We start from the raw sequence: 3,283 nt of genomic DNA, 5'->3' as shown, positions 1-3,283 counted from the left end.
AAGGTGATAAGATTTGGCACCGACCTACTCTCCCACGTTTTACCGCAGTACCATCGGCTCTGGCGGGCTTGACTTCTCTGTTCGGAATGGGAAGAGGTAGACACCGCCGATATAGGCACCTGAATGTTTTTAGTGTTGTAAGTTCTGAGTCTTTAGTTTTTAGTTCCAAGTCATTTCTGACTATGGACTATTGACCATCGACTATGGACTTATTCAACAATGACATATTATTGAAAGAAGTGATTGAATTTCGAGAAAACAACAGACTTTGTTGTTTTTGTTTTGGTGGGGTATAGCATTGCTGCCATACCCGCACGTTTTTCTATCTGAAGAAAGCTTCGGGCAATTAGTATTACTCGGCTATGATGTCACCACCTTTAGACCTGTAACCTATCAACGTAGTAGTCTCCTACGACCCTCAATGGAAGTCTCATCTTGTGGCTAGTTTCGCACTTAGATGCTTTCAGCGCTTATCTATTCCCAACGTAGCTACTCTGCAATACAGCTGGCGCCATAACAGATTCACCAGAGGTTAGTCCAACCCGGTCCTCTCGTACTAAGGTCAGCCCCACTCAAACTTCCTACGCCCACAACAGATAGGGACCGAACTGTCTCGCGACGTTCTGAACCCAGCTCGCGTGCCACTTTAATGAGCGAACAGCTCAACCCTTGGGACCTTCTCCAGCCCCAGGATGTGACGAGCCGACATCGAGGTGCCAAACCTCCCCGTCGATATGAGCTCTTGGGGGAGATCAGCCTGTTATCCCCAGCGTACCTTTTATCCTTTGAGCGATGGCCCTTCCATGCAGAACCACCGGATCACTATATCCGTCTTTCGACCCAGCTCGACTTGTCTGTCTCACTGTCAAGCAAGCTTATGCTATTGCACTCCACGTACGGTTACCAAGCGTACTGAGCTTACCTTTGAAAGCCTCCGTTACCTTTTTGGAGGCGACCACCCCAGTCAAACTACCCGCCAAACAATGTCCCCCGCAATGCAGGGTTAGACACCAAATACAGAAAGGGTGGTATTTCAACGTTGACTAACCAACTCCTAGCGAAGCTGGATCACAGTCTCCCACCTATCCTACACATCCTGTATCCGATATCAATGTTAAGTTGTAGTGAAGGTGCATGGGGTCTTTCCGTCCCGTTGCGGGTAACCGGCGTCTTCACCGATACCACAATTTCACCGAGCTCATGGCTGAGACAGCGCCCAGATCGTTACACCATTCGTGCAGGTCGGAACTTACCCGACAAGGAATTTCGCTACCTTAGGACCGTTATAGTTACGGCCGCCGTTTACCGGGGCTTCGATTCAATGCTTCGCCTTGCGACTAACATCCCCTCTTAACCTTCCGGCACCGGGCAGGTGTCAGGCCATATACGTCATCTTTCGATTTTGCATAGCCATGTGTTTTTGTTAAACAGTCGCCTGGGCCTTTTCACTGCGGCTGACATTGCTGCCAGCGCCCCTTCTCCCGAAGTTACAGGGCCATTTTGCCGAGTTCCTTAGCCATGATTCACTCGAGCACCTTAGGATTCTCTCCTCGACTACCTGTGTCGGTTTACGGTACGGGTTTTTATAACCTGAAGCTTAGCGGGTTTTCTTGGAAGTCTGATTACCTGAACTATCTCGTCCCCCGAAGGTTTCAAGTACTATCAGCTTTCAGCATGGTCTGCGTACTTAACTACAGTCCATATACCTACGGCCTTTAACGAACTATTCCGTCAGTTCGCGTCAGTGTCACTACTCCGTCACCGCATCGCAGTTATAAAAAGTACTGGAATATTAACCAGTTGTCCATCGGCTACGCCCTTCGGCTTCACCTTAGGCCCCGACTAACCCTGATCCGATTAGCGTTGATCAGGAAACCTTAGTCTTTCGGTGGGCGGGTTTCTCTCCCGCCTTATCGTTACTTATGCCTACATTTGCTTTTCTATAACCTCCACAGTCGGTTGTCCCTCCTGCTTCGCCGGCATATAGAATGCTCCCCTACCAGTTGCATTGCTGCAAATCCATAGCTTCGGTATACTGCTTGATGCCCGTTTATTATCCATGCCCGATCGCTCGACTAGTGAGCTGTTACGCACTCTTTAAATGAATGGCTGCTTCCAAGCCAACATCCTAGCTGTCTGTGCAATCGGACCTCGTTAGTTCAACTTAGCAGTAATTTGGGGACCTTAGCTGATGGTCTGGGTTCTTTCCCTCTCGGCCCTGGACCTTAGCACCCAGAGCCTCACTCCAGCGTATATTATAAAGCATTCGGAGTTTATCTGGATTTGGTAGGATTTGACTCCCCCGCACCCAATTAGTAGCTCTACCTCTTTATAACTCAACCGCCAGGCTGTTCCTAAAAACATTTCGGGGAGTACGAGCTATTTCCCAGTTTGATTAGCCTTTCACCCCTACCCACAAATCATCCGGAAACTTTTCAACGTTTATCGGTTCGGTCCTCCAGTACCTGTTACGGCACCTTCAACCTGTCCATGGGTAGATCACAAGGTTTCGCGTCTACCTCCCCTGACTATACGCCCTATTCAGACTCGCTTTCGCTTCGGATCCGTGTCTTAAACACTTAACCTTGCCAGGGAAGAGTAACTCGTAGGCTCATTATGCAAAAGGCACGCCGTCACACATTACTATGCTCCGACCGCTTGTAAGTACACGGTTTCAGGTTCTATTTCACTCCCCTGTTCGGGGTTCTTTTCACCTTTCCCTCACGGTACTGGTTCACTATCGGTCTCTCAGGAGTATTTAGCCTTACCAGATGGTGCTGGTAGATTCCCACAAGGCGTCTCCGACCTCGCGGTACTCAGGATACCACTATCCTATCATTACTTACCCGTACGCAGCTCTCATGCTCTATGGCCGGGTTTCCCACCCCGTTCCGGTTCATTTTGATATTCATGTTGTGGTCCTACAACCCCTGCTATGCCGTAACATAACAGGTTTGGGCTTCTTCCATTTCGCTCGCCACTACTCTGGAAATCACTATTGTTTTCTCTTCCTCTGCTTACTTAGATGTTTCAGTTCAGCAGGTTCGCGCATTTATGCAACTATCCTTCAGATAGTTAGGTTTCCCCATTCGGAAATCCGCGGATCAAGTCATATTTGCTGATCCCCGCGGCTTATCGCAGCTTATCACGTCCTTCATCGCCTCTGAGAGCCAAGGCATCCCCCGTGTACCCTTTCTTACTTTCTTCTACTCTTGCGCCTTTTGCGCCGCAAGGTATGTCTTTATTTTAGTTAGTTGTCCGTAGAGTCAGGACTTCAGGATTC

General features: G+C 48.9%; 2 rRNA genes. Both read right to left on the bottom strand.

What is annotated here, in order from left to right:
* Window positions 1–11: 11 nt before the first annotated feature.
* Window positions 12–123, bottom strand: a 5S ribosomal RNA gene (gene rrf, locus G7092_RS30450).
* Window positions 124–326: 203 nt separating this feature from the next.
* Window positions 327–3,207, bottom strand: a 23S ribosomal RNA gene (locus G7092_RS30445).
* Window positions 3,208–3,283 lie beyond the last annotated feature (76 nt).

Origin of the sequence: Mucilaginibacter inviolabilis (genome assembly GCF_011089895.1) — a bacterium.
In the GTDB taxonomy this organism is placed as follows: Bacteria; Bacteroidota; Bacteroidia; order Sphingobacteriales; family Sphingobacteriaceae; genus Mucilaginibacter; species Mucilaginibacter inviolabilis.
This window is presented reverse-complemented; position numbering and strand designations above follow the sequence as displayed.